This window comes from Desulfitobacterium chlororespirans DSM 11544 (assembly GCF_900143285.1).
Classification (GTDB): domain Bacteria; phylum Bacillota; class Desulfitobacteriia; order Desulfitobacteriales; family Desulfitobacteriaceae; genus Desulfitobacterium; species Desulfitobacterium chlororespirans.
Genome location: NZ_FRDN01000011.1, coordinates 113,718 through 136,612 on the forward strand (window position 1 = coordinate 113,718; position 22,895 = coordinate 136,612).

Here is a 22,895-nt window from a genome sequence, read left to right on the forward strand (position 1 = left end):
GATGGACAACAGAGAACAGATGAACATCGTGATTGTGGGCCATGTGGACCACGGTAAAAGTACGGTGATCGGCAGGCTGCTGGCGGATACCGGTTCCCTGCCCGAGGGCAAGCTGGAAGCGGTACAGGAATACTGCCGCAAGAATGCCCGGCCTTTTGAGTATGCCTTTCTGCTGGATGCGTTAAAAGACGAACAAGCTCAGGGGATTACCATCGATACGGCCCGCAGTTTTTTTAAAACCGGCAAAAGGGACTATATCATCATCGACGCCCCCGGTCATATCGAATTCCTGAAAAATATGGTGACGGGAGCTTCCCGGGCGGAGGCCGCTCTGTTGGTCATCGACGCTAAGGAAGGAATCCGGGAGAACTCCAAACGTCACGGCCATATCGCGGCCATGCTGGGCATCCGCCAGGTGGTGGTGCTGGTCAACAAAATGGATCTGGTGGATTTTGACCGGCAGACGTTTGAGACTATCCGCCGGGAATTCGGTGAATTTTTGCATAAGCTCAACATCCAGCCGGTTAATTTTATTCCTCTCAGCGCCTTTAACGGAGACAATATCGCAGTCCGTTCCCAGCGCACTGCGTGGTATGAAGGGCCGACCGTCCTGGAACAGCTGGACAGCCTGAGCAACCGCAAAGGCAACCAGGAACTTCCTTTGCGGATGCCGGTTCAGGATATATATAAATTTACGGCGGCCGGAGATGATCGGCGCATTGTGGCCGGAACGATCCTCAGCGGCACCATCCGCAGTGGGGATGAAGTGGTTTTTCTCCCCTCCCGGAAAAGAAGCGTGATCCAGAGCATCGAAGGATTTAATGTCTCTCAGCGGAATATGGCCTATGCCGATGAGGCTGTGGGGCTGACTCTCAAGACCCAGATTTATATCAAACCCGGGGAATTGATGGTCAAAGCCCAGGATAAACAGCCCCAGATGGGGTCCCGTTTCAAGGCCAACATCTTTTGGGTGGGCAAAGCGCCTCTGATTAAAAACAAAACTTATAAGCTAAAAATCGGCACCCTGAAAATTGGGGTGAAGATGGTGGAAATCCTTAACATCATTGACGCGGCGGAGCTGAATATCGACACCTTCAAAGACCAGGCGGAAAAGCATGATGTGGCGGAATGCATTTTTGAGACCGCCAAGCCCATTGCTTTTGATCCGGTGACAGAAATGGAGCAGACCGGGCGCTTCGTGATTGTGGATAATTACGAAATCTCCGGCGGGGGAATTATCCTGGAGCAGGTCGATGATGACCGCAGCAGCCTGCAGGAGCATGTGCGGCAGCGGGAAACTCAGTGGGAAAAGGGACTGATTCAGCCGGCACAGCGGGCGGGGATCTATGGACATAAAGCCAAGTTCATCGTCCTGACCTCCGGCAGTGCCGACCATGGCCCGGTGATCGAAACCATCGCCCGGGAACTGGAACAAACCCTCTTCCGGCTCAATTACAAAGCCTATTATCTGGGGGTCAGAAACCTTCTGCACGGTTTGGCAGCGGAAGAGACAATAAAAGACTGGAGCAGGGACCGGGAGATCAGGCAGGTCGGTGAATTAGCCAGAATCCTCACCGACTCCGGGCAGATCTTTATCACCACGGTCTTTAATCTGGAGGATGATGAAGCGGAAAACTTAAAACTGCTTAACCAGCCCAGTGAGATACTGGTCATCACTATTGGGGAATCGCCATTCTATTCTTTTCAGCCGGATGCCAGCCTTGAGGTTGAGGGGGCTGTGGCGGCTGTGGGCGGCCTTTTGCAGAAGCAGGAGATTATTTTGGATTATTATTTGTAGGGTTTTCATAAATAGAGGAGGTTTCATGATGAAAATTACGGTAAATGGGCAGGATGTGCTTCTGGAGAAAGAGCTGACGGTGCAGGAGCTTCTGGTCGCCCAAAGGGCGGAGATGCCGGAATATGTAACCGTGGGAATCAATGAGGAGCTGATCGAGCGGGAGGATTTTGCCGACCGGAAGGTCAGGGCGGGAGATAGTGTGGAGTTCCTTTATTTTATGGGAGGGGGAAGCTTTGGGAAAGTTAAGGCCGCCAAGGCAGCAACCGGGAAAGAGGGTGCCGCCTGATGGGTTTCAGTGACGAACAGCTGGAGCGGTATTCCCGGCATATCATCCTTAAAGAGGTTGGGGTTAAAGGTCAGAAAAAATTGCTCCAGTCCAGGGTCCTGATTATCGGTACGGGCGGGCTGGGAGCGCCGGCAGCTATGTTCTTGGCGGCCGCGGGTGTCGGTACCATCGGGCTGGTGGACTTTGACGGAGTGGAGCTTTCCAACCTGCAGCGGCAGATCATTCACCTGACCAAGGATGTGGGCAAGCCTAAAGTGATATCGGGCCGGGAGACCATTGGGGAAATGAACCCGGATGTGGAAGTGGTGCCTTATCAGGAATGGGTCAGCTCCGGCAATATCCAGGATATTATCTGGGACCGGGATTATGATTTTATCATCGACGGCACGGATAATTTTCCGGCTAAGTTTCTGATCAACGACGCCTGTGTTCTCAGCGGGAAGCCTTTTTCCCATGCCGGGATCATCCGCTTCCAGGGACAGACCATGACTTATGTGCCCGGGCAGGGGCCATGCTACCGCTGCATTTTCAAGAATCCCCCGCCGACCGACAGCGTACCAACCTGCAAACAGGCAGGGGTGCTGGGGGTTATGGGAGGGATCATCGGCACCATTCAGGCCACGGAAGCCATCAAATATATTCTGGGCCTCGGGGACTTGCTGACCGGCGCCCTGCTGACCTATGACGCCCTTAAAATGGAGTTTCGGAGAGTTAAGCTGCCTCATAATAAAAAATGCCAGGTATGCGGGGAAGAACCCTCGATCACAGAACTGATCGATTACGAGCAGGCTGCCTGCGATCTGAATTGAGGAGGTCCGGCTATGATCACCCTGACTAAAAAGCAAATGGAAGAGATGCTGGCGCATGCCCGCCAAGCTCTGCCCAATGAGGCCTGCGGACTGCTGGGAGGCCGTAGGGATGGAGATGATCGGTGGGTAGAGCGGGTTTACCCCCTGAACAATCTGGATCAGAGTCCGGAGCATTTCAGCATGGACCCCCGGGAACAATTAACGGCGGTCAAAGATATGCGGAAAAACGGCTGGGTAATGCTGGGCAATTTCCACAGTCATCCGGCAACCCCAGCGCGGCCCTCGGCGGAAGATAAAAGGCTGGCCTTCGATCCATCCCTGAGTTACCTGATCATTTCCCTGGCCGAGCCCCAAAAGCCAGTCTGCAAAAGTTTTTTGATCAAAAAGGATGGGGTAGACGAAGAAGAGATTATTCTGAAGGAGGAGTAAACTGTGGCAGAGGTTGATTACAAGGCTTTAAAAAAAGGCGGCTTTATGCAACAGGTGCAAAAGGATCATTTTGCCCTGCGGCTGCGCGTCGCCGGCGGCCAGATCCAAGCCGACCAGCTGCAGAAAGTAACGGAGCTGGCCCGGACCTATGGGCAGGGTTATATTCATATGACCTCAAGGCAGGGTATCGAAATTCCTTTTATCCGGCTGGAGGACGTGGAGGCCGTTTTAAACGAACTGAAAGAGGTCGGGCTGGAGCCCGGTGCCTGCGGCCCCCGGGTCAGAACGATTACAGCCTGCCAGGGGGCGGCGATCTGCCCCAGTGGCCTGATCGACACCACCCGCTTGGCTGGGGAACTGGATAAACGCTATTTTGCCAGGGAGCTTCCCCATAAATTTAAACTGGGCGTTACGGGCTGCGGCAATAATTGCCTGAAAGCGGAAGAAAACGATCTGGGTATCAAAGGGGGCGTCAGGCCCAGCTGGCAGCAGGACCAGTGCATTTATTGCGGTTTATGCCAGGCGGTTTGCCCGGCCAAAGCCATCGAGGTTCACAGACAAGAGGAAACCCTCAGCCTGGACAGTCAGCTGTGCACTTATTGCGGCAAATGCGTTAAATCCTGCCCGACTTCGGCCTGGGAAGGAGAAAGAGGGTTTTTGCTCTCCTTTGGGGGGCTGTTCGGCAACCGGATTGCCATCGGTAAGCGCATCCTGCCTCTGGTCATTACTGAGGCTCACCTTTATCAGGTGATCGATAAAACTTTGGAGTTTTTCCAGAATCACGGCAAACCAAGCGAACGGTTCAGGAACACCCTGGATAGAGTTGGCTGGGAAACCCTTGCTAAAGAATTGGAGGGATTAGATCTTGAACGCTAAAAAAGCGGATCGGGTGGTGGATATCACCAGTGTTGTCTGCCCCATCACCTTCGTGAAAGTTAAAGTTGCTCTGGAGGAACTGGAACCGGGGCAGTTGCTGGAGATTCTGATGAAGGATGGGGAACCCATTCAAAACGTTCCCCGAAGCTTGAAAGACGAAGGCCATAAGCTGGTTCAGGTAGAAAACAATGGGAACGGAACCTATACCGTTTTCGTAGAAAAAGGAAATTAAGATAAATACTGGCTTTGATCCAGAGCTGGCGTATTTTCCAAGGAAGATGCGCCCTTTTTGTGTCCCTTCGGTTACCCATTACCCATGGAGGTGCTGCCGGTTGAAGATAATAGTTCTAATTTCGAAATTAATTTTTTGGATTGTATAAGTCGTTTCTATCACATATAATAATAGTGAAAATAAGAATATTTAATACTTGCGTAGATAAAGATAAGCAAGTTTTTCCTTCAATATCTGTATAAAGGAGGAAAAGGGATGAAAGCAGAGTGGGTTGAATTGAATCAGGAATGGCAGTCTACCCAATGGGTTGTAAATCGATATCTGTCGAAAAACCACAGCCTAAAAAGACATTCGCAAAGGGTCTCCTCTTTGTGCCAAAGTATGGGTGAGGTTTTGGAATTAAGTGAAGAAGAAGCTGCACAATTGGAAAAGGCGGCTTTGCTTCATGATATTGGCAAAGCCTTTATTGATGACCGTATTATTAATAAACCGGACCGGCTTAATGAAGAGGAATGGGTAGAAATCAAAGGCCACCCAGGGAAAGGTTTTGACATACTTTGTGCTTTTGAGAATATGGGGATGACGGCGCGGCTCATTTTAGCACATCATGAGCGATGGGATGGGAAGGGTTATCCCCGGGGATTAAAAGGGGAAGAAATCCCTCGCCTAACCAGGATAATCTCCATCGCGGATACATATGATGCTATGACGAGTTCGCGCAGCTATCGGAAGCCCTTATCAAAACGTAAGGCTATTGAAGAATTGAGACGCAATGCCGGGACGCAATTTGATCCTGATTTGGTACATATCTTTGTTGATAAGGTTATCGTGGGTGAAATAGAGAGAGTTCAATAAGGTATGGGAAACAAGAAGTTTATAGATTTTGCTTAGTGAAAGACCGATCATATACTTTGATCGGTCTTTTGCATAACAACCGGATCACAAGTATTGTTTGACCTTAAATGAAAGAGAATTTATAATAGCTCTAATAGAAGAACTTTCTGCCACAGGGGGAACAATGGGAGAATATTATCAGTATTTATGGAAGACGACGTGGATTGAGGCTTTAGGGATTCTTTTACTGGGCTTATTTATCTTAATCCGCACTATTTGGAAAGTCTATACTAAGGCACAAAAACCCTTAAGGCGCAAGGATAAATTGCTGCTGGCTGGCAAAGGGTTGGTTTGGCTTTTAATCTACGGGACTTATCTGTTGATCTTTAATGCCAGCGAACCGGATTGGTTTGCTAAGCCTGTTCAGGTACAGGGTGAAATACAAGGCAAGAGTATGGCTTCCGACAGCCGTCAGCCTTATAGTGTTGAGATTGAATGGGATTCAGGAAGAGAGACACTCCATTTGGATCCTTATACATATCGCGAGCTTGAAACAGGGCAGAGAGTGAATGTGACTTTTCTCCCCTATCGTTTGCAGGTTATATCTTGTGAAATTCTGCCGCCAGATAAGGATAAGAAAGAAAAAAGCGTTACTGAGCTCAATCAAGAGAATGGAGGGGGATTATGATTCCGGAAGTCTATTTTACCAGTATGAAAATCAATCAGGGGCAAAGCCTGCTGACGAAACTGGAAAAGCTTATCAATCGGTCAGGAATCCTGAAAGGAATCGAGAAGAATGACATGGTTGCCCTTAAAATACACTTTGGGGAACGGGGCAATTTAGCTTATATCAGACCACAATTTGTGCGGAGAGTCGTGGATCAGGTCAAGAAAAGAGGCGGCCGCCCCTTTTTAACCGATGCCAATACCCTTTATGTGGGGTCTCGCTCCAATGCCATTGACCATTTGGAAACAGCCATCGAAAACGGTTTTGATTATTCTGTGGTGGGGGCCCCTCTGGTGATTGCCGATGGCCTAAATGGGAAAGACTATGTATCAGTGCCTGTAAATTTGAAGCATTTTCAAGAAGTTAAGATTGGCAGTGCGGCGGTCCATGCGGATGCCCTGATTGCTGTATCTCACTTTAAAGGCCATGAAGCAACCGGTTTTGGCGGGACATTGAAGAACCTTGGTATGGGGTTAGGCAGCCGGGCCGGCAAGCAGCAGCAACATTCGGATATCCTGCCCCAAGTCAATGAAGAGCGCTGCACGGCTTGCGGGAAGTGTAAAAACTGGTGCCCTGCCTCGGCCATCACGGTGGCAGGCTTTGCCCGGATTGATGAGAAGCTCTGTATCGGGTGCGGAGAATGTGCGGTAACCTGCACCTTCAAAGCCATTGCTGTCAATTGGAAGACCACACCGGACGTGATTCAGGAAAAGATTGTGGAATATACCGTAGGTGCTTTAAAGGGGAAGGAAGGCAAGAGCGGGTTCATTACCTTTGTTAATAATGTCTCACCTCTCTGTGATTGCGTGAGTTGGAATGATGTTCCCATCGTTCAGGACATTGGTATACTTATCTCCCAAGATCCTGTAGCCATCGATCAAGCGGCTGTGGATCTGGTGAATCAGGCCCATGGTAATCCTCATTCCGTTTTGGGCGAGCGTCATCATGAGTCAGACAAGTTCCGCGTGATTCACCCTGAAGTGGACTGGTCTGTTCAGCTGGAGTATGGGGAAAAGATCGGCTTAGGGTCACGCCAATACCAGCTCATTACTATGGATTAGCAGATGGCTGTAGGCAGTACTGCCCAGCATTTGTAAAAACCTACAAAATATTCTCGCGTTTTAGCAACACAGAAGTGTCGTAATATGATATCATAAGAAATAAACTAGTGATATGACTGGAAAGGAGAGGTGGGGTTATGCGCATTCAAAAAGTCAACGAAAATACGATCCGCATCTTCATCTCCTTCGCCGAACTTGCCGACAGAGATATTACCATGGCAGATTTATTTCAACGTTCGCAAAGAAGTGAGCAGGTGTTTTGGGAGTTAATCTCTCAGGCAAGGGAAGAAGTGGAGTTTAACCTAGATCAACCCTTTTGGATACAAGCCACAGCATCATCCAATGAGGAATTTGTGATTACTGTCATCAAGCAAGAAGACACAACAGAGGTCATAACTAAAGAAAAGGAAAGCAAACGGCCAAGCCGGTCCAAGGTTATGGAGTGGGTGTATGCTTTTGCCGATATTGAGGATGTCCTAGCCGTTGTCAAGCGTATACCCGATTTTTCCCGTGTGCGCTCCAGTCTTTTTGAATTTGATGGGGAATATTATCTTGTGGTCAGTCATTTAGGTACGGGTAAGAAAAAACAGGTGGCAGAGGCTTTGCTCGACGAATATGGTGAGCTGGTGGATGTAGCTAAGCTCTTCTTGGAAGAGCACGGAAGAGTTATATTGAAAGAGCGCGCCCTGCAAACTTTGAAAACCCATTTTAAGTTCTAACTTGGAAGTATAAAAGGAAGTCGCAGGACTTCCTTTTTCCGTCTTTCGTAACTTTTCTAAGCGGGAATTATGTGACATAATGAGAGGGGACAGAGAACAATTCAGGAATATGCTGCAAGCACTCGGAACAAACGGTTTTTCCCTTGAAGTTTTGTAAGAGAGAAGTTGTGTTACAAAAAATGCAGTGCTGGGCCTGTTTTTGACGCTTATAGGAGTCAAAGCAGAGGATTTCCCCTTGATTGGAACTGCTTTTTTGTTTCATGGTATTTTGAAGTGGCAAAAAATTGGAATGCATCGACATTCGTACCTCCTGTTTAACGATAGTGCTATAATATGCTATAACGGGTGTCGAAATCCTAAAAAGCCTGCGGGAGGATTATCAGAGATTCAGTCGGGAAATGGATAGTGTTTGTCATGAGGTATGGACAGGAAATAAGAGTACAAAGCCTGGTTAAAACACTTGTCCCATGATTTAGGAACTAAAGGATTCGAAAAAATCAGTCCAATAATGCCGAATAAAAGGTATAATAAGTTGTGAGACGAGATTTTTTTAATTAACTACTTGTGGAGTGATAGTGTGCGAAAAAAATCTGCTTTCAAAAGATTGGGTTTAACCTTACTGGTCATGGTACTTCTTGTGGGAGGAATCGTTCTCGGCTTCAGTGGACTCAGTATGTCCAAATCAAAACCCCTGCCGGGTGAGCAAAGTGGCCCTATGACTGAAGAGGAACTGAAGAACCGCATCAGTGTTCTTTTGATCGGTGCGGATCAGCGGCCTGGGGAACAATCATTCAATACGGATACCATCATCTTAGCGACCATTGATCCTAAAAGCGCCCGGGTCAGCTTATTGTCCATCCCCCGCGATACCCGTGTTTCTATACCCGGACATAAGGATATCAAGATTAATGGAGTAGCTCCTTTGACAGATTTGGATAACCTGGTGGATGTGGTTTCTGATCTGGTGGGCATACCTATCTCCGGCTATATTCAGACGAACTTTAATGGTTTCAAGCAAATCATCGACACGTTAGGCGGAATCACCGTGGATGTGGAGAAGGATATGTATTATGAGACCGGAGATGATGAAGACGGATTTATTAATCTAAAAAAAGGCCTTCAGAAACTGGATGGCTCCAAAGCATTGCAGTATGCGCGTTTTCGCAATGATGGCTTGGGAGATATTTCACGCACTGCCCGGCAGCAGATAGTTCTCAAGGCTGTAGCCGGGGAAATGCTCAAGCTGGGCACTCTGCCTAAGCTGCCTTGGCTGATTCCTCAGTTGAATGAAGCGGTCAATACGAACCTTCAGTTAGGTGATATGTTTAAGATTGCCAAGACCGCTGTTAAATTTAAAGATGTGGAGATTTATACCCAAACCTTGCCGGGAAGTTTCCATGATATGAATGGCCTCAGTTATTGGGATGTGGATCCTGAGCAAGTGAAAGAGGTGGTCAGCAACCTTCTGCGGGGAATCACCACGGATAAGGTTGTCGGGGACACGATTATCGATTTGCTTGAACCGGTAGAGCCCAATAACCCTCTGCCCCAAGTACCGGGAAGCCCCGGTGATCCTAATGGAACGGAATCTCCGGATTACCACATAACCGATCCTGACGATGAAGGCAACCCTGCTGAAGAGGAGAAGCCTGTGGACGACGGGACTGAGAATGAACCCGGTAAGAAGCCGGGCGATGAACCAGGAGATAAACCAGGAGATAAACCAGGAAATAAACCAGGAAAAGAACCGGGAGAAGGTACAGGAGAAGAACCAGGGATACCGGAGGAACCCAGTGCACCTGAGGAACCTAGTGCACCGGAGGAACCCAGTGTACCTGAGGGAGCAGGGGGTGGAGAAGCTGTCAATGATCCCAGTGAGTAAGCACAAAGAAGGTGGAGGGAAATTCCCTCTTAGAGGATGAGTGAGGTGAAGGATATGTCGGAAATGACAGATAATAATTCATCCAATGTCTGCCCGGTAATCTGGAAAGCAGAAGACAATAAATTTCTTATCAAAATGGGGGATTCTGTAAAGTTTGTTGTGCCTTTCCCCATGGCAGGTATACTTTCCTATAAAGGTCAAAGTCAGGAGACCGCCTTTAAAGTGGATGCCGGTGATATTCTTGAGTTTTATCCGGAGTTTTTTCCGGGAGAATTAACCTGGGAAATTGAAGTCCGGGATCAGGGACTAACTGCAGTGGCCAAGGTCAATCATCTGAAACCGGGATTCTATGTTCTTCCTGAAACCCTCGACGATAATATTACCATCCGCTTTCAGGATCTCCTGATTTGGCAGGATACCAAGCCTCAAGGCCCCTACTGGGATCAGAGGAAGTTCCTTGGGGATCTGCAAGCTCACGGGATTGTGTTTGGGGTTTTGCCGGGGGCATGGTATAACATTTCCATGGTACAGGGGAAGAGAGAAGTGGTCATTGCCCAAGGGAAACCGCCTACTTTACCCGTTGCCGCTCAGCTCGTTGATCTGCTGACCAAAAAGGAGACTGCACTCGAAGAAGATCAACGGATTGATCATTTTGCTTCAAAGTTAAAATTAGTCAATGCGGGGCAGGCTTTAGCCCGGAAGATTCCCGGTGTGCCGGGAACTCCCGGGAGAAATGTTAAAGGGCAGGAGATACCGTCACAAAAGCCCCGGGATTTCCAATTTAAACTGAAAAAGAATGTTCAATTATCTGAGGACGGTTTGGAAGTTATGGCCACAGTGGCTGGATTGCCACTGCGCATGGATGAATTGTCCTTTGGGGTGGAGCCCGCTTATATCCTGAATCAGGATTTGGATTTATCTATAGGCAGCATTGAATTTCCGGGAGATGTATTTATTTCCGGAGATGTTCATGATGGTTTACATATTTTCTCGGAGGGAAAGGTGGAGATTCGTGGCTCCTCTTCCCGGGCGGAGATTCGAGCGGAAAAGGGACTGACCATTTATCGTAATGTTTTGGCGGGCAAGCTGGTGGTTGGAGCACGCTATGTGGTCCGCTCCAAGCTTCTCCATGATTTGCAGGCCCTCCATGATGATTTGGTAGCCTGCTTAATGATTACGGAGGATTTCATTAATTCGCCTCATGGCAAGGATCTGAAGCCGGGTCAATGTCTTAAATTGATTATAGAACGAAGGTTTCCCGGCTTGCCCAAGCAGGCCAGCGATCTTGAGAAGTTCCTTCTGGCGACCAAGGACGAATTGATTCAGCAGGACTTAGTCATCTCTGTGCGCAGTGCCAAGCGTTTTTTAGGCGGATTAGGACCACTTGATCCGCAAGCTCTTCCTCTGCTTGGACGGGTAAGTCAGGCTTTTGAGCAAATCATTGGCAATATCACCCTGGATGTTCCGGAAAAGCTTGAATGTCAAGTGGACTATGTTCAAGGTGCTTTAATTGAATGTGCGGGGCATTTTTCCTGCCGGAAAGGGACCTATAATTCGATCATTCAAGCTGCCGGGGACGTTAGGATAGAAGGGGTATGCCGGGGTGGCAGGATTATTTCCGGAGGCAATGTTGTGATCAAGGAACTGGGAGGTTCCGGAATCACGGCGACCACCGTACAATTCCCGGGAACCAAGCGTTTGAAAGTGGGCTATTGTTATGCTAATGTAGTTATTGTTGTAGATAAGGAGATCATAACGATTGATGAGCCCTATAAATCTCTCGAGATTTATCGTGAACATGGCAAGGTGGAAGTTGAGCGATTAAAGGGTTAAAATGTCACGGATGAGATCTCGATAAGAGGTGAAAGCTATGGAAACTATGATTTCTCTTGAACGGGCTTTGGAGGTTATCCTCCATAGGATAGAGCCCCTTGGCGTTGAAGAAGTGGGCCTGGGACAGGCTTATAACCGAGTGCTGGCCAAAGATGTTCAGGCAGCAATTGATATGCCGCCCTTTGATCGTTCCCCATTGGATGGGTACGCTTATTGCGCCCAGCCAACGGATAAAGCTCCTCTGACCCTTGATATGGTCAGTGAGATTCCTGCAGGGACATGGTCTGAGCGGGAAATTCATCTTGGGGAATGTGCGCGGATTTTTACCGGGTCACCACTTCCTAAGGGAGCAAATTGCGTGGTAAGACAGGAAGACACGGAGCGTTCGGCTGGCCAGGTCACGATTAACCAGCCGGTTAAGCCTCAGGCCAATATAGTTTATCAAGGGGAAGAAACAAAATGCGGCGATATCGTCTTAAGAGCGGGAGAGTATCTTTCCCCTGCCGCTGTTGGGTTGTTGGCTTCCTTAGGAGTTGAGACGGTGGAAGTCTATCGCCGTCCCAAGGTGGGGATTTTATCTACAGGTTCTGAGCTTCAGGATGTAGGCAGTCCTTTGTTGCCCGGAAAGATCTATAACAGCAATACATATACCCTCAAAGGCCTCCTTCTGGAGGCAGGGTGTGAGGTGAAGGCCGCCCCCTTTGTGGGAGATGATCTGGAGGAAACCATCGAGGCTTTAAAGGCCTTGGAAGATACGGATCTTGTAGTTACTACCGGAGGAGCTTCGGTGGGTGACTATGATCTGATTCGCGACGCTTTGGTGGGTGCGGGGTGTGAGCTCCTTTTCTGGAAAGTGAATTTTAAACCCGGAACCCCGGTCGCTCTTGGCGTTAAGGGAGAGAGGCTGTATTTCTCCTTGTCGGGAAACCCTGCGGCGGCAGTGGTGAATTATGAACTCCTGGTCCGCCCTGCCTTGCGCAAGCTTAAGGGCAGAACAGCTCAGGAACGGATTTTTCCCGTCTATATGGATGGTGATTTTGGGAAATCCGGCAAGCAAAGAAGGTTCCTGCGGGCCCGGGCTGTCTTTCGTAACGGAGAGATCTGGGCGGATCCCAGCTTTGCCCAAGGCTCCGGTGTTATCCGCTCCATGAGAGGAAGCCATCTTCTGGTGGATGTTCCGGGCGGGCATGGACCGGTTCAGAAGGGCGAGCGCCTGCAAGGCCGCTGGATCAGTTCATGGGAGGAAGATTAAATGGTTCCTGTGGTATCGATCGTTGGACAGCGCTCCAACTCAGGTAAAACCACTTTGCTGGTTAAGCTGTTAGCAGAAGCCAAACGCCGGGGCTGGCGGGTTGCTGCGGTTAAGCATGATGTCCATGGATTTGAGATGGATAAACCGGGCAAAGATACTTGGCGGTTTGCCCAGGCCGGAGCGGATGTGGTCGTTATATCTTCTCCTGAGAAGATGGCTATGATTGAAAAAGTTCAGGAGGAGCGGACCTTAGAGCAAGTTCTGGAGCGCATAAGGGATGTGGATCTCATCTTTACCGAGGGATATAAGCACGGGAACCAACCCCGGATTGAGGTTTTTCGCTCAGAGGTCCATCAAGAGCTCCTATCCGATCCGGAGCAGCTGCTGGCCATTGCCAGCGATGTGCGATTTGAGTTGGGGATACCTTGCTTCGATCTGGATGATGCCCAGGGCATCTGCGATTTTCTGGCAAATCGATATGGATTAAAGTGAGACAGGGGGCATCCTGTCTCACTTTTTTAGGGAGGCCCCGGAGCCCTTTGCTAAGGAATTTCTGGGGGCATTTTCAGGGTCTTTCCTCAGAGCAGCTGGTCATGTAGCTTAAATGGCATCAGTGGAAAGGGAAAACGTGTTATCCGGGTTGTGTAGCTTTACGCCCAACGCCTACTCCATAGCTCCGGGGCTGGTTCACTCGCTTTCTTAACAGACGAGCCAAACCTCAGGGTAATACCTGATGTGAACGGGTGGCTCGTCTAAGTTAAGAAAGCCTCGTTCACCCGACCGCCCCTCCGCTAAATCCGTCTGCTTTTGTGCGTAAAGCTACACGTTGCGGGTCTTTTTCAGCACAGCTGACCTTGCCGCCCAAGCGGCGTCGGTAAAGACGGAAAAAGTGGCTCAAGTCAGGCGATTTGCCCCACATCTCCTACATCGCCCCGCCCGCTCATCCCCGCAAGCCGTCCCAAGGATTTTGATTTACAAAAGGGAGCGAATTTAAGCGAGCGGAAACAAAACTTCGCGAAAAGCACGCAGCAGAGAAAGGCTGGAAACAGGACGTTTCCAGCCGGCTATGAGAACAAGTGCGAAAGCAGTGCTTTCGAGGAGCCGATTTAGCCACGAAACCCGGACGAGGGTTTCGCCCAAGCCGCCACGTCACAGAGAATGACTTAGCGGCGCAGGTGCACCTTTCGGAGCGGAGGGTTTTTCGCGTTAGTTTTGTCCGCGCAGCTTATGGAGCGACCGGTGTAAAGCAAAATCCTGGAGACGTCCAGCAGATCCCCCTGCTTGCGAAGAGGCCGCCTCACCGTATCCGTTCCAAAATTCAGCACCCTGCTAGTCAAAGGCAAGCAGGGTGCTTTTCTAATGAATAGTTTCTTTCTGTTATGCTCCTCCTGGCTCATATCAGATTGCAGGGGATAAAGCAGTTTTGCTCATCGATCGGTACCACTTCCTCACATAAGCAGAGGATTCCTCCGTGGCCGCGCTTGATAGACGATTTATCCAAAATGGTGTACTTGTTGATCTCACGGCTGTTGGGACTTGCGGATTTTTTGATTTCCAATGGGTGAAGCTGGTTGTTTGCTTCGACAATGATGTCAATCTCCTTGGCGTTGGAGTCCCGGAAGTAAGTGATAACCGCCTTCGAGGCGGAATAGGCGTAGCTTTTCAGCATTTCCGCCACGACATGGTTTTCAAAGTAGTGTCCGCTGGCCGCGCCGTTCATCAATGTTTCAGGGGTCAGCCACATGGAGAGGTGAGCGCAAAGTCCGGTATCGCAGAAATATAGCTTAGGGGCTTTGGTGAGACGCTTGAATGCATTATTGGCGTAGGGTTGCAGGAGGTAGACGATACCCAGTCCTTCCAGCAGCCGCAGCCACTCCTTTGCTGTTGGCTGCGAAATGTCCGCCGCTTCGCTGAGGTTTTTGTAGTTCACCTGCTCTGAGGTGAGCGCGGCACAGGCAGTCAGGAATTTGGCAAACCGCAGTGAGTCGGTAATGCCGCCCAATTCGGCGACATCGCGCATCAGATAGGTATTGACATAGGCGTTATAATACTCCTGCCGCTGTTCGGCGTCGGCATGAAGCACCTGTGGCATGCCGCCCCGCCAGATGTGTTCAAAGACTTTGAGCACATCGTTTTTTTCAGCAATTCGCTGCCGTGCAAACAGGCATTCCGGAGAAAAATCCAGGGAATTTTCAAATTCTATACCATCTTTTTCATTTTTGGAAAGGCTGTACAGCGTCATTATGCCAATTCGGCCTGCCAGAGTTTCACGCACGTTTTTCATCATTTCAAATTGCTGTGATCCGGTGAGCCAAATAAGGCCCGGTTCCTCGCTGCTATCACATAGGATTTTTATCTGGCTGAAGAGCTCCGGCGCGTATTGCACCTCGTCGATGAGGACAGGTGGCTTGTAGGTTTGAAAAAACAGTACAGGATCGGTTTTAGCCAGGTTTCGCGCCATTAAGTTATCCAGTGTGACGTAGGTACGGTTTTGCCCTTCGGCCAAATGTTTAAGCATAGTGGTTTTGCCGACCTGCCTTGCGCCTGTTACAAGTACCGCCTTGAAAAATTTGCTCATATGCAGGAACTTGCGTTCAAGGCTCCTTTTTATATAATTCATGACACATCCTCCTACGCGGATTTAGGATAATATAAAGTTTGTTTTATATTATCCTAAATCCTTGCGAATGTCAACCGCCGCTGACCTTGCCGCCCAGCGGCGTCGGTAAAGACGGAAAAAACGACTTAGACAAGGCACCTTTCCCTATATTTCCCTCAACGCCTCGCCTTCATCATAATCAAATCCACCAGTTTTAGAAAGTATAATTTAATATAGTGGGTATTTTTCGATTTCCCCGCCTGTCAAATTCGACACTGGTGTCGAATTTGACAGGCGGTAATGAATCGTGAAGCTCCTGTACAAAAGGCGGAGCTCATCATCCACTATGACTGCAGCTTATTCTTTCTGCCGAGACCTTGTCCAGAATGTCCCAGATGGCTGCTGGCTGGGCCGGTTTATTCAAGACCCGGAGCGGCGACACGGTTGCAAAATCCTCTTGCTCCTCCGACGCCGTTATAAAAACGATGTGACAGGCTTTATTGCGCTGCCTTATGTAGGAGGCAGCCTCAAGACCGGTGATCTTTTTCATCCGGTGATCCAGAAAGAAAAGATCAAATAGATTAGGGTTTTCGTTGAATTTCGCCAGCAGTTCCTCTCCGCTGCTGAATTCATAAAGGTTAAACCTGACTCCGCATCTGCTTTCATAGTCCTGAATGATAAGTTTCACGTACGCTCGCTGAAGTGCACCGTCATCACACAGGCTGATATTCAACCCGGCGGTCAGCATGGCTTCCGCCGGGCCTTTCTCTTTGGCCCTTGGCCGGTTCCTGCTCTGCTATCCATAACTCTATTTCCCCCTTTTCCGCCCGGCACCGGACCGGACCCCAATCAAGGGTCCGTTTCCGGCGGCCCGGCGGTGATCAGGGGAAATTAAAAGACGCATGCAAGGGTTTATCCCTACACATGCGCCTGAATTCATACTGTCTCATGTTTACTGCTCTCAAGTCGCACACAATCAGCACTCCCCTGAGCGGCAGTCCGATTATACTCCCTGGCCGCCCGTACTGTTGTACTGGAGCGAAGGGCATTGTATAATGGATCTGTCGTCGCGGACAGCTTGCTGTTACGTGTAGGTGTGTGCACACCTTGCGCGTGCCTGGAAGTGCGCTAACACTTTCAGACCGCGGCGGCCTTTTAATTTCCACCTGTATCCATTATAGAGGTATTGGGAGGGAATTACAAGCTACGTGATGCTGAGGCAGGAATTTTCGTTCAAGCAGCGGCGTCAGTAAAGACGGCCCCGACAAGGCGGTCTATCCCGCGTTCTTGCAACGCCCAGCATGCACAGGCTTGAAAAGCAGCCCAAGGATTTTGCTTTATGGTAGGAAGCGGATTTAAGCGAGCGGAAACAAAACTTCGCGAAAAGCACGCAGCGGAGAAAGGTTGGAAACAGGACGTTTCCAACCCGCTATTGAGAACAAGTGCGAAAGCAGTGCTTTCGAGGAGCGATTTGGCGGGGCACCTTTCGGAGTGGCGGGCTTTTCGCGTTAGTTTTGTCCGCGCAGCTTATGGAGCGACCGATGTAAAGTAAAATCCTGGAGACTTACCTGCAGAGCCCTCCCCATGCTGTCTGAGATACCTGCAAAAAGAAGCCGGCTCAGCGTATCCGCTCCAAAAGCCGGGCCGCCAGAGGCAGAAAAGGCATGGCAATGAGAGAGGACAGCACATTGAAAAGGGTATGAGCATTGGCAACCTGAAGACTGACAGGCCCCCCGATCCATTGCAGGAAAAGAGCGAGTGGCGTTAGGAAGGGAAAGAAAATAAGTGCACCGAAGAGGTTTAAAAGGACGTGGAAGAGGGCTACCCGCTGGGCTGCCCGGTTAGTGGCCAATGAGGCTATGACGGCTGTAAAGCAGGTGCCGATATTGGCTCCGAAGATAAAGGCGATGGCTGTAGGCAGGGTAATACAACCGTCAGAAGCGAGAATCATGACGATTCCCGTGGTAGCGGCTGAGGAGTGGAGGACGGCAGAAAGCAGAGTGCCGGCGATGATCCCCTGGAAATGATGATCTCCCAGTTGATGGAGTAATTCCTGCACCCAATCTACCTCAACCAAAGGAGCCATACCGCTTTCCAAAAGGTTTAAGGCAAGAAAGAGAAAACTTAAACCCAGGCAGGAAAGGGCCAGATAGCGCCAGCGCTGGGGGAAAAAAAGATAGCCTAATCCACCTATTAAAAGGGCGTAGGGAATCATCGGTTCCAGGGGCAGGGCCAGCAGTTGGGTGGTCACGGTCGTACCTATATTGCTTCCTAAGATCAGCCCTAAAGCGTTGCGAAAGGAAATAAGGCCGGAATCGACAAAAGAGACGGCCATAACCGTCAGTGCCGTGCTGGATTGGAGTACAGCTGTCGCCAGGGTTCCGCTCCAGAAGCCCCGCCAGGGGGTGGCGGTCATTTGATAGAGAAGATTGCGGAAGGTGTCTCCGGCAAAGGCTTGAAGTCCATACCGCAGAATATGCATACCATAAAGGAGAAAGGCAAGCCCCAGGGTTAAGGCAAGGAGAATGGTCAAGATCGCGGCCTCTCCTTTCTTTTATAGAGTCTATAGAGTCTACATCTGTCCGCTTAAGGAATCTTTTCGAGGCATCCATAAAATATATGGGTAAATTTTCGTTAGCAGAACAGGAGCATCTCTTCCCGGAGGAGCGTAAATTATCCCAAGGGGTGATGGTATGCTCATTCGCCAGGGAACGGTAAAGGACTGGCCATTTATGTATGAACTAGCCAAGAGGGTTATTCCGGTGAATATTTCACCATGGCGTCAGCAGCCCATGGAAGAGACCATGAAGTATCGGATCAAGATGCTGAAAAACTTCTGGACATGGATCAATCAAAGCGGCTCCAAGGTGTTTATTGCTGAGATGGAGCAAGAAAAGCCGGCAGGCTTTTTAGTTCTTTATCCCAATGCTGTGGAAGAGCTGACGGGATTACCTCAAGGATGGGTTATGGATATTGCGGTTCTCGAAGACTATCGCAACCATGGCATCGGCAGGGTTCTGATGGAGGCCGCAGAAACCTATTGCCGGGAGCAAGGGATTGAATATCTTGGTTTAGCAGTTAGTTCTCATAACGTCCAGGCCGTAAAATTATATCAGAGCCTTGGTTTTGCGGAAGAGCGGAAGCTCATGGTCAAGGTGCTTAAGTGAAAACGTGAAAAAGAGGGTGTCGCAAAACGTTTATGAGAAACGTTGAGCTGCACCCTCTTTTACTTGTGGAAGGGAGTAGCCAAAAGGTATATATTTTCCTTTGAGTTCTCGACATCACTGCGCTCCTGGGAGATGAGAGCACTGACGATGTATTCGGCATCGACGGCTAATACAGCATTGTAGGCCGGTTTGAGCTAATTTAACTTAGAATAATACGTGTAAATACATATTTACCATTGACACACGTGTTGATACGTGTTAATCTATAATTAGAAAGAGGGGACCAGTAAATGAAGACAAGTGAACTGCTTAAGCTCTTAGCTCAAAATAATATAACCCTAAAACGCCATGGCAAAAAACACGACATTTACTACAGTCCAATCACAAACAAATCTTTCCCTGTGCCAAGGCATAAAACAGAGATTGCCAAAGGTACACTTGATAGTATTCTGAATGATGCGGGATTGAAATAAGATTCCGTATCTCTTTCACAAATCTTGAAAGGAGATTTTAATTATGGCTAAATATCTATTTCCCGCAATTTTTACGCCTGAAACCAATGGCATCTATTCAACCAATTTTCCTGATGTTGAGGGCTGCTATACCCAAGGGGATGATTTACAAGACGCTTATGACATGGCTGAAGATGTTTTATGCTTACGGCTCTACGAGCTGGAAGAATCCAATGAACCTATTCCGACGCCTTCCAATCCGGCAGATATTCCTTTTACGCACGGTTCTTTTATCGCTCTAATCGGCGTTGATACTCTTGAGTATAGGAAATTTTACGATAACAAGGCTGTAAAGAAAACCCTTACTATTCCTCAATGGCTTAATTCAATGGCAGAACGTGAAGGAATCAACTTTTCCCAAGTTCTCCAAAATGCTTTAAAGGATCAATTAGGAGTTCAATAGATCAATCCAAAAAATCCAGGGTGGTATAAGGAGATTTCAAAATGCAGGACAAGGATACTACACAATCCACATTTATGCAAACCTTCCAGCCGTTTTTTTCAGAAGATCTATGGGAAGATATTCATCGGGAAGTCCCAAGCCTCGACCTTCGGTCTCAAAAACTAACAACCAATCAACTTACTCTCCTCATCAGTCATGCTCAACTTCAAGAATACAGAGCTTTGCGAGAGATCAGCACGAGTGTTCAGAAAGAGCAAAGCCGGTGTAAAAATGTGGAATAGGGCTACCTCTTAGGTAAGCAGTCCTTTGGGTAAAAGAGGGAAAGAGCAGATGGGTGTGAGGGCTTCTGGCATCTACCAGTAGCCCTCTTTTGTTACTTTTCTGACTGTCTTACTGCGACAGCCCCTTTTTCATCCATGGCAAAAAAAAGCTTGCGACAATCAGCCGCAAGTGAAGTAAAAGAGAGGAGTGGGGATAAAAAATTGGAAAACGTGAGACTATCTTCATTGTGTCCCAGGAAATTTGCCAATATACATGTAGGGTAAAATTTTTTGGTGCGAAAAGTAGCTCAGAATTTCATAATGAAGATTATGTTCAGCAAGGACAGTGGTATAATAGAGAAAAGCTTGTTAATGGAGGAATAGTGTGGATCAGAAAGAAATATCAGACATAGTGCAAAGGATCCTGCAGGATGGCCCCCAAACCCAGGAAGGCGGTTATTGCCTTGTGCGTGCTCAAGCGAGACGCGAATGGTCCCTAAGGCTTAACAATGGGCGCTTTGAAAGAGTGTCTACCGCCAGAGAGAGGGGAATCGGCGTTCAGGCCTTTACTCCGGAAGGAGCCTCGGGATTTGCTTCTGTGGATGCTTTGACGGTGGAGGCGGGAAGGGAGGCTATGAAAAGGGCGATGTCCCTGGCCGAACATAACGCTAGATTGGGAGCAGAATTAAACCGTGCCATCTACGACGCTTCTCCTTTAAAGGCTGAAGGTCCCAATCCGGCCAAGCTGGAGTTTGCTCATTTTTCCTTAGCTGAATTGCAGGAACAGGTGATGTTTTTACATAAGCGTTTGCTGAATCGAAGTCCGGAACATGCCTGGCAGACCAGTTATCGTCAGGTGGAAGATAGTTGGTGTATCGGGCGGACCGATGGAACCTTAGTGTCCTATGTAGTCCCCCGGGCCGTGCTGATGCATCAGGTGACGGTCAGGGTGCAGGGACGGGCTAAGAATGCCCTTGTACAACGGAGCGGGGTGGATGCCGGGCTCCTGATTTTGGAAAAAGAGGATTCCGATCTGGAGCGAAGAGGGGTTGAGCGGGGAGAATTTGCCAAGCAGGTCTGTGTGGCTCCCCATTTGCCCAGCGGTCATTATCCGTTAATCATTGATTATGGATTGGCCAAGGGGCTGGCTCATGAGGCTTTTGGACATGCGGTGGAGTCGGATCATATGCAGGAGTCCGTGCTGGGGGAAGCAGGGAAGCTGAGAAAAGGCCTGCAAGTAGCCCGTCCCGGGGTACATATTATCGATGGTCCTTTAGAGGGGGATTGGGCCTATCAGCCTTTTTCCGCTAATGGTCTGGTACGGGAAACGGTGGAGATCGTGAAAGACGGCGTGCTGCAAGCAGGCTTAGGCGATATCTTTTCAGCACATAAGGCCGGTATGCCTGTCTCAGGGGCCGGAAGGGCGGAAAGTTATGGACATATTCCTCTGCCGCGGATGACCAATATTCGTTTGCTGGTGGATCATGTCCTTCCTTTAGCCCCTACCTCCGATTTGATGGCAGAGATCTCCCAGGTGCGCCAGACCTTGATGGCGGCGGGGGAGCTTCATGATGAAGGAAAACATCTCCTGCTTTTAGGGTATCGGGGAGGTCAGGTTAACCCGAAGACCGGTGATTTTGTCTTTCAATGTGATGGAATCGTCGATGTGGCTGATCCCAATTTAACCATCTACCAGCCCAGCATTTTTAGCGGTAAAATTCTTTCGGCGTTGCAGGCTATTCGGGCCGGATTGGGCGGGGGATGCTTTGACGCTATCGGAACTTGCGGTAAAGGCGGACAATCGGTTCCCTCCAGCGGCGGCAGTCACCGTTACCTCCTCCTTGATCAGGATGAATATGTGACATTGGGGGGAGAGCAATGATGAAACTTGTGAAACAGCTTGAGGGATTCCTCCAAAGAGCCAAAAAAGAACCCTTAAACGATGAATTAAGAATCCGGGACTGGAGATTGATGGTCCAGGAAGCCAGGCTTATCTCCCTGGGAATTAAAGAAAACTCCCCGGGCAGTGTCTACACTCCGCCCAGCAGCCGTCAAGGAGAGAGTGGAGAAGTCTATATTATTTGGGAGGATGGACGATTAACCCAGGCTCAGGTCCAAACCCCTCCTCCCCATGAGGGAAGCGCATATTGGCAGAGTCAGCTGGAGGAATGGCGCCAGGCTGCTTACGAAGATCCGGGGGGAGCGGATATCCCCGCTCCTGAGCCTTTGCCATTAGTAACCGTAGAGGATCAGGGAATAGAGAGGATTTTGGCCGGTGAGGATGGAATTCTCTTCGAGCAACTGGCCAAGCTGCTGGGTGACACTCCCTCAGGAATTCATCTCAATGCCGGTATTCAAGCAAGCTGGGGGTATCGGCACAATCGGAACTCCCATGGCTTAGCCGTCAGCCACCAGCAGTCCCAATATGCCCTTTCCTATTCCTTTGACAGCTTGGTAGGGGCAGGATTTGCCAAGCGCAGGCTGATTCGCCCTGAAGAATGGGAAATTCTTTGGCAGCGAACCCTGGGCTATTATGAGGCATTGCAGAAGGAGTCTTCCGAGATTAACGCCCAAACTGCAGTGGTGTTTTCACCCAGTGTTGTCGGTGAGCTTTTGGGGCAATTTATCTACCCAAATCTTGTCGGGCAAACCATCCTGGAAGGACAAAGCGCCTTTAAAGTCGAAGATTTTAAAAATCATCAGCTGGTTTTTCATGAAGATCTGAGTCTCTATGTGGATCCTCTCCGCCCTCTGGAATGGAGTTCTTATCTCTTGACGTCAGAAGGAGTGCCGGCTAAGCAAACGGTACTGATTCAACGGGGAAGCCTGCACAGTCCCATCCTGCGGATGAAGGACGCCAAAGCCTGGGGAGCACCTCCCACAGGTATCTCCTACGGAACCTCAGGACTCTATCTTAAGTCTGCTCAGGAGAAGCCCTGGGAAGAGGTGCTTGAGGGGATTGAGGATGGAATTCTGATTCTCTCTGTTTTAGGGATGCACACCCAGAACAGTGTTTCCGGGGATTATTCCCTCAGTGCCCCGCAAAGTTTGCGTATCCTGAAGGGTAAAATTGTTGGCAAACGGGATGTGAAGATCAACGGGAACTTCTTTAGAGATTTGGCTGGGGCTGAGACCCTCCTGGGGAAAGCTGAGATTGAGCTGAAACCGTATCTTGTGGTGAAGACCGGGGTGCAGAATAGTTGAACGGAGGACCAA

At 49.2% G+C, this 22,895-nt stretch carries 22 protein-coding genes and 1 pseudogene; 20 read left to right on the forward strand and 3 right to left on the reverse strand.

Going from position 1 to position 22,895, the window contains the following annotated elements:
* Position 1 precedes the first annotated feature (1 nt).
* The 14 genes from BUA14_RS17720 (at position 2) to mobB (ending at position 13,230) form a co-directional block, all read left to right on the forward strand.
* Complete coding sequence (locus tag BUA14_RS17720; RefSeq protein WP_015945027.1) at positions 2–1,798, forward strand: GTP-binding protein; 1,797 nt, start codon at positions 2–4, stop codon at positions 1,796–1,798.
* Between the two features lie 25 nt (positions 1,799–1,823).
* Positions 1,824–2,084 carry a sulfur carrier protein ThiS gene (thiS, locus tag BUA14_RS17725; RefSeq protein ID WP_005816175.1) on the forward strand — a complete coding sequence of 87 codons (261 nt, stop codon included), beginning with the start codon at positions 1,824–1,826 and terminating at the stop codon, positions 2,082–2,084.
* Entirely contained in the window at positions 2,084–2,893 is an 810-nt protein-coding gene (gene moeB, locus BUA14_RS17730) for a molybdopterin-synthase adenylyltransferase MoeB (protein ID WP_015945025.1), read from the forward strand. Before thiS ends, moeB begins: the two co-directional genes overlap by 1 nt.
* Positions 2,894–2,905: 12 nt before the next feature.
* Positions 2,906–3,322 (forward strand): M67 family metallopeptidase, encoded by a 417-nt coding sequence (locus tag BUA14_RS17735; protein WP_005816173.1) that lies wholly within the window; start codon positions 2,906–2,908, stop codon positions 3,320–3,322.
* Positions 3,323–3,325: 3 nt separating this feature from the next.
* Complete coding sequence (locus BUA14_RS17740; RefSeq protein ID WP_005816172.1) at positions 3,326–4,198, forward strand: 4Fe-4S binding protein; 873 nt, start codon at positions 3,326–3,328, stop codon at positions 4,196–4,198.
* Positions 4,188–4,430, forward strand: coding sequence for a sulfurtransferase TusA family protein (locus BUA14_RS17745; RefSeq protein ID WP_005816171.1), 243 nt, complete (start codon positions 4,188–4,190; stop codon positions 4,428–4,430). Before BUA14_RS17740 ends, BUA14_RS17745 begins: the two co-directional genes overlap by 11 nt.
* A gap of 255 nt (positions 4,431–4,685) precedes the next feature.
* Positions 4,686–5,285, forward strand: a complete 600-nt coding sequence (locus BUA14_RS17750) for an HD-GYP domain-containing protein (protein WP_015945024.1) — start codon at positions 4,686–4,688, stop codon at positions 5,283–5,285.
* Between the two features lie 163 nt (positions 5,286–5,448).
* Positions 5,449–5,952 carry a hypothetical protein gene (locus BUA14_RS17755; RefSeq protein ID WP_015945023.1) on the forward strand — a complete coding sequence of 168 codons (504 nt, stop codon included), beginning with the start codon at positions 5,449–5,451 and terminating at the stop codon, positions 5,950–5,952.
* On the forward strand, positions 5,949–7,052 hold the full coding sequence (locus BUA14_RS17760) for a DUF362 domain-containing protein (RefSeq protein ID WP_005816168.1): 1,104 nt from the start codon (positions 5,949–5,951) through the stop codon (positions 7,050–7,052). The genes BUA14_RS17755 and BUA14_RS17760 overlap by 4 nt, the downstream gene beginning before the upstream one ends.
* Positions 7,053–7,189: 137 nt before the next feature.
* Complete coding sequence (locus tag BUA14_RS17765) at positions 7,190–7,771, forward strand: adaptor protein MecA (protein WP_015945022.1); 582 nt, start codon at positions 7,190–7,192, stop codon at positions 7,769–7,771.
* Between the two features lie 577 nt (positions 7,772–8,348).
* Positions 8,349–9,653, forward strand: coding sequence for an LCP family protein (locus BUA14_RS17775; protein ID WP_072773826.1), 1,305 nt, complete (start codon positions 8,349–8,351; stop codon positions 9,651–9,653).
* A 36-nt stretch (positions 9,654–9,689) separates the two neighbouring features.
* A complete protein-coding gene (locus BUA14_RS17780) occupies positions 9,690–11,486 on the forward strand; it encodes a flagellar assembly protein A (protein WP_072773827.1) in 1,797 nt (598 codons plus the stop codon).
* A 37-nt stretch (positions 11,487–11,523) separates the two neighbouring features.
* Complete coding sequence (locus tag BUA14_RS17785; protein ID WP_005816163.1) at positions 11,524–12,738, forward strand: molybdopterin molybdotransferase MoeA; 1,215 nt, start codon at positions 11,524–11,526, stop codon at positions 12,736–12,738.
* A complete protein-coding gene (mobB, locus tag BUA14_RS17790) occupies positions 12,739–13,230 on the forward strand; it encodes a molybdopterin-guanine dinucleotide biosynthesis protein B (RefSeq protein WP_015945017.1) in 492 nt (163 codons plus the stop codon).
* Between the two features lie 901 nt (positions 13,231–14,131).
* Here the strand turns inward: mobB and BUA14_RS17795 are convergent.
* The 3 genes from BUA14_RS17795 to BUA14_RS17810 form a co-directional block, all read right to left on the reverse strand.
* On the reverse strand, positions 14,132–15,358 hold the full coding sequence (locus BUA14_RS17795) for an ATP-binding protein (RefSeq protein ID WP_005816160.1): 1,227 nt from the start codon (positions 15,356–15,358) through the stop codon (positions 14,132–14,134).
* A gap of 316 nt (positions 15,359–15,674) precedes the next feature.
* The gene (locus BUA14_RS17800) at positions 15,675–16,085 is read right to left on the reverse strand and encodes a LytR/AlgR family response regulator transcription factor (RefSeq protein ID WP_072773828.1); all 411 of its coding nucleotides are present in this window, start codon (positions 16,083–16,085) and stop codon (positions 15,675–15,677) included.
* 870 nt (positions 16,086–16,955) lie between these two features.
* Positions 16,956–17,870: a Na/Pi cotransporter family protein gene (locus BUA14_RS17810; RefSeq protein ID WP_015945015.1), complete on the reverse strand. Its 915-nt coding sequence runs from the start codon at positions 17,868–17,870 to the stop codon at positions 16,956–16,958.
* A gap of 160 nt (positions 17,871–18,030) precedes the next feature.
* Between BUA14_RS17810 and BUA14_RS17815 the strand changes: the two genes are divergently transcribed.
* The 6 genes and pseudogenes from BUA14_RS17815 to BUA14_RS17840 all read left to right on the forward strand — a co-directional run bounded on the left by BUA14_RS17815 (position 18,031) and on the right by BUA14_RS17840 (position 22,883).
* Positions 18,031–18,504 (forward strand): GNAT family N-acetyltransferase, encoded by a 474-nt coding sequence (locus BUA14_RS17815; protein WP_005809777.1) that lies wholly within the window; start codon positions 18,031–18,033, stop codon positions 18,502–18,504.
* 290 nt (positions 18,505–18,794) lie between these two features.
* Positions 18,795–18,977, forward strand: a complete 183-nt coding sequence (locus BUA14_RS17820; RefSeq protein WP_005809779.1) for a type II toxin-antitoxin system HicA family toxin — start codon at positions 18,795–18,797, stop codon at positions 18,975–18,977.
* Positions 18,978–19,020: 43 nt separating this feature from the next.
* Positions 19,021–19,419 (forward strand): type II toxin-antitoxin system HicB family antitoxin, encoded by a 399-nt coding sequence (locus tag BUA14_RS17825; RefSeq protein WP_072773829.1) that lies wholly within the window; start codon positions 19,021–19,023, stop codon positions 19,417–19,419.
* A 41-nt stretch (positions 19,420–19,460) separates the two neighbouring features.
* Positions 19,461–19,667 (forward strand): annotated as a pseudogene (locus tag BUA14_RS17830) (IS4 family transposase); the annotation flags it as partial.
* Between the two features lie 397 nt (positions 19,668–20,064).
* Complete coding sequence (locus BUA14_RS17835) at positions 20,065–21,561, forward strand: TldD/PmbA family protein (RefSeq protein WP_072773830.1); 1,497 nt, start codon at positions 20,065–20,067, stop codon at positions 21,559–21,561.
* Positions 21,558–22,883, forward strand: a complete 1,326-nt coding sequence (locus BUA14_RS17840; RefSeq protein WP_072773831.1) for a metallopeptidase TldD-related protein — start codon at positions 21,558–21,560, stop codon at positions 22,881–22,883. Before BUA14_RS17835 ends, BUA14_RS17840 begins: the two co-directional genes overlap by 4 nt.
* Positions 22,884–22,895: the final 12 nt, after the last annotated feature.

What these genes read in the sequence shown, in the direction of transcription:
- BUA14_RS17840 (WP_072773831.1), top strand. Translation starts at nt 21,558, where the DNA reads ATGATGAAACTTGTGAAACAGCTTGAGGGATTCCTCCAAAGAGCCAAA.
- BUA14_RS17785 (WP_005816163.1), top strand. Translation starts at nt 11,524, where the DNA reads ATGGAAACTATGATTTCTCTTGAACGGGCTTTGGAGGTTATCCTCCAT.
- BUA14_RS17755 (WP_015945023.1), top strand. Translation starts at nt 5,449, where the DNA reads ATGGGAGAATATTATCAGTATTTATGGAAGACGACGTGGATTGAGGCT.
- moeB (WP_015945025.1), top strand. Translation starts at nt 2,084, where the DNA reads ATGGGTTTCAGTGACGAACAGCTGGAGCGGTATTCCCGGCATATCATC.
- BUA14_RS17720 (WP_015945027.1), top strand. Translation starts at nt 2, where the DNA reads ATGGACAACAGAGAACAGATGAACATCGTGATTGTGGGCCATGTGGAC.
- BUA14_RS17780 (WP_072773827.1), top strand. Translation starts at nt 9,690, where the DNA reads ATGAGTGAGGTGAAGGATATGTCGGAAATGACAGATAATAATTCATCC.
- BUA14_RS17800 (WP_072773828.1), bottom strand. Translation starts at nt 16,085, where the DNA reads ATGCTGACCGCCGGGTTGAATATCAGCCTGTGTGATGACGGTGCACTT.
- BUA14_RS17735 (WP_005816173.1), top strand. Translation starts at nt 2,906, where the DNA reads ATGATCACCCTGACTAAAAAGCAAATGGAAGAGATGCTGGCGCATGCC.
- thiS (WP_005816175.1), top strand. Translation starts at nt 1,824, where the DNA reads ATGATGAAAATTACGGTAAATGGGCAGGATGTGCTTCTGGAGAAAGAG.
- BUA14_RS17760 (WP_005816168.1), top strand. Translation starts at nt 5,949, where the DNA reads ATGATTCCGGAAGTCTATTTTACCAGTATGAAAATCAATCAGGGGCAA.
- BUA14_RS17825 (WP_072773829.1), top strand. Translation starts at nt 19,021, where the DNA reads ATGGCTAAATATCTATTTCCCGCAATTTTTACGCCTGAAACCAATGGC.
- BUA14_RS17750 (WP_015945024.1), top strand. Translation starts at nt 4,686, where the DNA reads ATGAAAGCAGAGTGGGTTGAATTGAATCAGGAATGGCAGTCTACCCAA.
- BUA14_RS17815 (WP_005809777.1), top strand. Translation starts at nt 18,031, where the DNA reads ATGCTCATTCGCCAGGGAACGGTAAAGGACTGGCCATTTATGTATGAA.
- BUA14_RS17820 (WP_005809779.1), top strand. Translation starts at nt 18,795, where the DNA reads ATGAAGACAAGTGAACTGCTTAAGCTCTTAGCTCAAAATAATATAACC.
- BUA14_RS17795 (WP_005816160.1), bottom strand. Translation starts at nt 15,358, where the DNA reads ATGAATTATATAAAAAGGAGCCTTGAACGCAAGTTCCTGCATATGAGC.
- BUA14_RS17765 (WP_015945022.1), top strand. Translation starts at nt 7,190, where the DNA reads ATGCGCATTCAAAAAGTCAACGAAAATACGATCCGCATCTTCATCTCC.
- mobB (WP_015945017.1), top strand. Translation starts at nt 12,739, where the DNA reads ATGGTTCCTGTGGTATCGATCGTTGGACAGCGCTCCAACTCAGGTAAA.